6 protein-coding genes are annotated in these 5,505 nt (G+C 38.0%); 3 read left to right on the forward strand and 3 right to left on the reverse strand.

Features of this window, described 5'->3' with window-relative positions; all coding sequences use genetic code 11:
* Window positions 1-168 precede the first annotated feature (168 nt).
* Complete coding sequence (locus SPM24T3_RS23750; RefSeq protein ID WP_009639394.1) at window positions 169-498, forward strand: hypothetical protein; 330 nt, start codon at window positions 169-171, stop codon at window positions 496-498.
* Window positions 499-635: 137 nt separating this feature from the next.
* Here the strand turns inward: SPM24T3_RS23750 and SPM24T3_RS26025 are convergent, their stop codons facing one another.
* The gene (locus SPM24T3_RS26025) at window positions 636-800 is read right to left on the reverse strand and encodes a hypothetical protein (RefSeq protein WP_237713140.1); all 165 of its coding nucleotides are present in this window, start codon (window positions 798-800) and stop codon (window positions 636-638) included.
* A gap of 338 nt (window positions 801-1,138) precedes the next feature.
* Between SPM24T3_RS26025 and SPM24T3_RS23755 the strand changes: the two genes are divergently transcribed.
* A complete protein-coding gene (locus SPM24T3_RS23755; RefSeq protein WP_009639396.1) occupies window positions 1,139-1,723 on the forward strand; it encodes a YceI family protein in 585 nt (194 codons plus the stop codon).
* Window positions 1,724-2,007: 284 nt separating this feature from the next.
* Here the strand turns inward: SPM24T3_RS23755 and SPM24T3_RS23760 are convergent, their stop codons facing one another.
* Together SPM24T3_RS23760 and SPM24T3_RS23765 are read right to left on the reverse strand one after the other, a co-directional pair.
* Complete coding sequence (locus tag SPM24T3_RS23760; RefSeq protein WP_009639397.1) at window positions 2,008-2,517, reverse strand: hypothetical protein; 510 nt, start codon at window positions 2,515-2,517, stop codon at window positions 2,008-2,010.
* Between the two features lie 469 nt (window positions 2,518-2,986).
* Window positions 2,987-4,411 carry a PhoPQ-activated protein PqaA family protein gene (locus SPM24T3_RS23765; protein ID WP_009639398.1) on the reverse strand — a complete coding sequence of 475 codons (1,425 nt, stop codon included), beginning with the start codon at window positions 4,409-4,411 and terminating at the stop codon, window positions 2,987-2,989.
* A gap of 698 nt (window positions 4,412-5,109) precedes the next feature.
* Between SPM24T3_RS23765 and SPM24T3_RS25665 the strand changes: the two genes are divergently transcribed.
* The coding region (locus tag SPM24T3_RS25665) for a hypothetical protein (RefSeq protein ID WP_237713141.1) at window positions 5,110-5,505 on the forward strand (396 nt) is incomplete at its 3' end.

Below are 5,505 nucleotides of genomic sequence, written 5' to 3' on the forward strand. Positions count from 1 at the left end.
TATTAATTCACTCAAGTAAACTACATTATCCTCTCAAAGCTGCCTAGATCACTTTTTCGTTATAACATTCAATTTTTCTTCATCTTTCAGCTATATCCTAGACAGCTTTTTTCTGATTTGTGCCATCCTGTATGACGTGTACCTAACATATCTGAAAATGAGGGAATCATGAAAAAGACTATTTTGGCTTTGTCCGCATTACTTTTGGCATCTCCTGTATTCGCAGCAACGACTACCAGTTCAGCGACCGATGATACTGTTGCTCAGGCAAACAAAGGTGCAGATACTGCAAAAGAGAAGCTGCATCATGCTCAAGACAAGGGCTCTGAGATGAAGCTTAAGTCTAAGCATGCGGCTGAAGGTAAGGCTAATTCAACAGGTAGTAAAGTTACCGAAGGCACTCAGAAAGCGTGGCATAGCACCAAGCAGGGTACAGAAAAAACTTGGGACAAAACCAAGCAGGGCGCTGTAGACCTGAAAAATAAAGCAACTGACTAATTGTCATTGTTTGCTAGTAAAAGGCCGGGATCCCGGCCTTTTGTCATTTCCCGGAACGAAAAAATATCCCACCCTTTATTACCCATTTTCATAGCATTCTGTCAGTTAGCTTAGAGACATGATGTCTAAGAAAAATATTAGACTTTAAACACCACTTCACTGGTAAACCAACACAGAAAATCTAGGGTCCAGTGGGTCAGGATTATCATGGTGAAAAGTGCGCCGATTGCCATCATACTGCGGGATTGTAGAGTGCGTTGTAACAGGCTTTTATGTACGGTTATTTTACAGTCCCAATCCATTGGGTGTTTTCCATTCATCATTTGGTCAGTAGATAATCTTTATAGCTAATTTGAATATATATAGATCCTACACGTAGGGAGAAATACTATCTATCCTGATAAATAGACAGTATTTAGTTCCTATAAGAAGGTATCAAAACGAAATAATAACAATATTAAATTATTTTTATTAAGGTGTTGATTGTTATAGTTTAATAATTACTTTTTGGTTATTGAAATAATAACGTATAGGTATTTATCAATATATTTGAAGGGTAAAGACAAAACTTTTCGTTATGCCTATTTAAGGATATGAACCATAGTCTAATGACTGTTTTATTTTTAAAAAGGATATCCGAGTGAAAAGCTTTACCAAGATTGCATTGCCATTGTTAGCTGCAGCAAGTCTGTATGCTCCTCTTTCTCAGGCTGCGGCCATGCACTATTCCCTGGATACCGACCACACCTCGGTCATTGTGGCCTGGGACCACTTCGGTTTCTCTTATCCAACTGCGGATATCCCCGGTACAAAAGGTACTATCGTGTTTGATAAAGATCATCCTACGCAGTCTCGCGTGGACGTGACCTTGCCAATTACCAAAATCGATACCCACGTTCCTTTGTTGACCAAAGAATTCTTGGGTGCTGATTACTTTGACGTCGCTAAATATCCTTCAGCTGTTTTCCACAGCACTAAAGTCACTGCGACCGGTGGCAACAAATTTGATGTTGAAGGTAATCTGACAATCAAAGGTATCACCAAGCCGGTCACCTTGCATGCTACCTTGAACAAGCAGGGCATGCACCCGATGGTGAAGAAAGAGGCGATTGGTTTTGACGCTACTGCCACCATCCAGCGTTCTGACTTTAAGCTAGACAAATTCGTTCCAGCCGTAGGCGATGCAGTCACCCTGACTATCTCTACTGAAGGTTACGCTAAGTAATCATGCGAAGGGTCGGGCTCTTTTTTTAGGTCCAAATACCTAAAAGCGCGCTAGTCGAGTTAGTTACCGCGCTTTTATATTGCTCTTTGATAAGAATAACTTTGTCTTGATACTTCAAGTATTAGGTGGTTTCTCCAGAAGTAATTACTGTTCACTGAACATTTATTAATTAGAAAACTAAGGTTTTACCCATCTTATAAGACATAATAATAACCCTATTTATTGTCAATTTTATCTTCTATATTAAGGTTGGTTTATGTACTTACTATTACCTTTTGAGCCGATTAGTCTGAATCTCTTACGCTTATGATTATTTCTTGATAAAGCATAGTGAAGAGTTTTGATAATTTAATATTATTGGCAGAGTCCTTATAAATCTTTTTACCTTCGTTAGTAATGACACTACAGGTTGGCAGCTTTCTGAAAAGGCTATGCGCTTTAACAGTAATTGAAATCTTCCCCAACTCAATCATTTCTTCATTGGATATATTTTCTTTGCTTCCCTCATTTCCAAACGTGTCTCTAATTTTATTCAACGTTATTAAGGTGTTGAGGATATGCTCTGGCATTTGGAAATTTTGTGCCACTTGCAGTTTGGCAGCAAATGTCATCGGAGTCCCTGCAAAAAATTTAGGATTATTAGTTATTGATTCAACCCATACTTCAATAATCTTTTCAAACATTAAATGAATTAAAAGTACTGCAGAAAGTTCATCGTCATGTTTGGTAATGTTCAAGAACTTTAATGTGATCCCTTTATAAGAGAGAATTGTGAGGAAATGCTCTTTGTTCATTTTTATTTCTCATTGTTAATTCTCGTCATCTATAAGATTCTTTTATCAATGCATGGAGGTCTTAATCAATAGTTTTAAATTTGGACTGTAAAATTAAAAGAAATACTAAAGAAAAAGTCCCACAGTGTAGTGAATGAATAACTGAAGATTGATGAGAGATATCATGGACATCCCTGATAAGTCAAAAACCAAATAAGAGTGACTGTTCTTATATTTAAATGCGAGAAAATTTACCTTTTTAAGCTTAAATATGAGTTTTGATGCTTATTGTTTTAATCGTTGAAACAATTATTGGTTTTTTAATCTTTTATGATGATTATATGCTGCTTAGGCTCAAGTATTCAGCTTTAAAAAAAGAAGGCTGGTAATATAGCAAGCCTATGGATAATCACTTAGGTATTGAATTTAGCTGAGTAAAGCTGCTGAAGTTTTGGCTAATATGATGTGTAGCTCTAATTTCACTTTAAATTTATCGACCGGATAATGTTTGGCATGCCGCACCATCTGATGGGGGAGCCACAGTTGGGTAAACGGCGTCAGGGACAATGTTCACCTGACTCGTAGCAACGTAACCATCACTGAAGGTTGCTTCAATAAACGATGCTTGCCAGCCTGGATTAGTATTAGCCAATGAAATAGATACCGTATTAGCTCCGGATACTTGCAGGGGGGAAGATAGATAACGAATACCGCAAGCATATCGAAAATCTCTTGAGGCGGTGTTGGTTGCCGTCCAGCGAACTACCTGTGTAGGTTTCTCGGAAAAATTTATTGTCATTTGTTTATTATTAACAGCCCCGGTATAGGTTGTGGTTAAAATTGGCAACGCGGTAGCATTTTGAATACGGTTAACAAAGCTTATCAAAGATTGTTGGATAAAGTTAAAAATTCCATTATGATCAGTATTTGGTGCAATCCGAAGAGATTTTACCCCAGGTAATTGGTCATAAAAATATCTTGTGTTGTCAGGAATGAAAAAATCATCGCCACTTGCATTGATTATATATTTTGGAATAGTAAGGCCTGCTTGATAAGGTGTTCCAAGATATTGTAATGGATCTTCTATTTTCATTAATTTGGTGAAATTGGTGGAGGTTCTTAAAGTATCAAGGTTCTGGTTGTAATAATCCTGAAAGGCAATAGGCCAGTTGCCGCCATAAGTTTTATACATATGCTGCATTATCTGCTGCGTATTTAAAACGTCAGCAACAAACGGTACTATGGCAACAACACTAGGGTCTGATATAGCGGTCAACCATGAAGCCCACCCGCGTTTTGAAGCTCCGGTTACAATGAACTGTGTAATGCCTTGCTCTTTCAGCTCTTCTTTAGCCAGCCTTATTGTCTGTGAAATAGTGGCAGCCATAGGGACGTGCAGTGGCAATAATTGCCTTTGAGCGGGATTATCTAAAAATAAACGCCAACTGCGGGAAACGCTATCGTCCTCATTACGCGGTATTCCGTCATTTGCGTAAATCAGGTTGGTGCTTGGAATTGAAATGATTGAAATTGCTATCGTTCTTGTCGCCTCGGCAACATTGTACAAAAGGTCCTCACTGATATCGGCAGCAATTAACGCACGTACTGGCTTTGGGTTTGCAGGGATTGCGATGGCAATATTTTCAACCCACTGAGCTGGTAACACCAATCCAGAGGGTGACCATGACTGCGATTGTAATTGATAGCGATTAACCTGAACGTCACCATAAGCCTGACTGCTCGTCAAAGTATAATTGAGGGGGGTTGCAGACAGATTCTGCCTATAACAAGGGATAGCATTTGAGAAATTGGTTTGATTTTCAGGCAGGCAGGTGACGGAAGGTGGGACTGTGGCCGCGAAAACGGGTGATGAAATAAATAATAAAAATAGATTGAGAATTATATTTTTATTCATGTTGATTTCCTAATTAAATAATTTATTTTTTCTTATGACGGTTTTAAATTTAATTTTCTTGTTGGTTTTTTGAAAAAAATAATGAATTGGTTTTTTTTGAAATGCCTAGAGAACTTCCAAAATTTATTAGTTAAGTTGTTATCAACAATAACCTTATTTATTTTCAAAGCGAGGAAACTTATGTTAATCGATAGGATAATGAGTAGTTGACCTTGTTTTTTTTATTTTTCGATATTTTGAGTTGTTTTTTTGTTATCTGGAGTGTTTTTATCTCGTGAAATGTACAAAGGTTGAGTTTTTATTACACGATGTTTATGGGTGAGCCAAAGTCCTTAAGCTTCCATAAGTAATCACCATTTTCGAGAATTATTAACCAGCATTTCCTTATAACACGCCGCTGTATTAAGAGATCTTTACCTTTTCTTGAGCCTCAACCGATAAATATTTGTGCTGACTGATGAGTGTTATTAAGCTAATTGAGATGATTTTTTTTCTAATCATTGCTTATCACCATAAAATTAGCGTGTTGAACACAAATGCCATTAAATTTCATATGAAATTAACTTATCAATTTGGCTTGTTTTAATTTATTTGTTGTTAACTTTTAAGTAATTGGTTAATTTTTTTAAGTAAGATTATCTATTATGAACAGAGGACCACAGCATGAGTTTTTTAGTTGAAAGTCGGAATTTAAGTCTATGATTAAAATAAAAATTTCAACTAAAAGCATGCCTTGTCAGCCAATAGCTCGGCGTAGAAAATTGCAAGGCACTATAATTATCTTTGGAAAGTTGCTTCAAGAAAAATTGCTGAGGAATTATGAAAAGAATTTTGGCCGTATTGTTTTTGCTGACCTCATTTGCGGTTATGGCTACCCAGCCGCAACAGCCCGGGCAACCCATCCGGCCGGGGGAGCCAATCCAACCAAGACAGCCATCACAACCTCCGCTGCCCAATCAACCGGCCCAGCCAAGACAACCGGCTCAGCCACGGCAGCCAACACAGCCGCTGCAGCCCGGCGGGCCGGTAGATCCGGGCTGTATTCCAGGAAATCCTTCTCACTTCCCGCAGTGTTCGTGAGTCGGCGATATTTA

The organism is Serratia sp. M24T3 (assembly GCF_000257645.1).
Taxonomy (GTDB): Bacteria; Pseudomonadota; Gammaproteobacteria; order Enterobacterales; family Enterobacteriaceae; genus Rouxiella.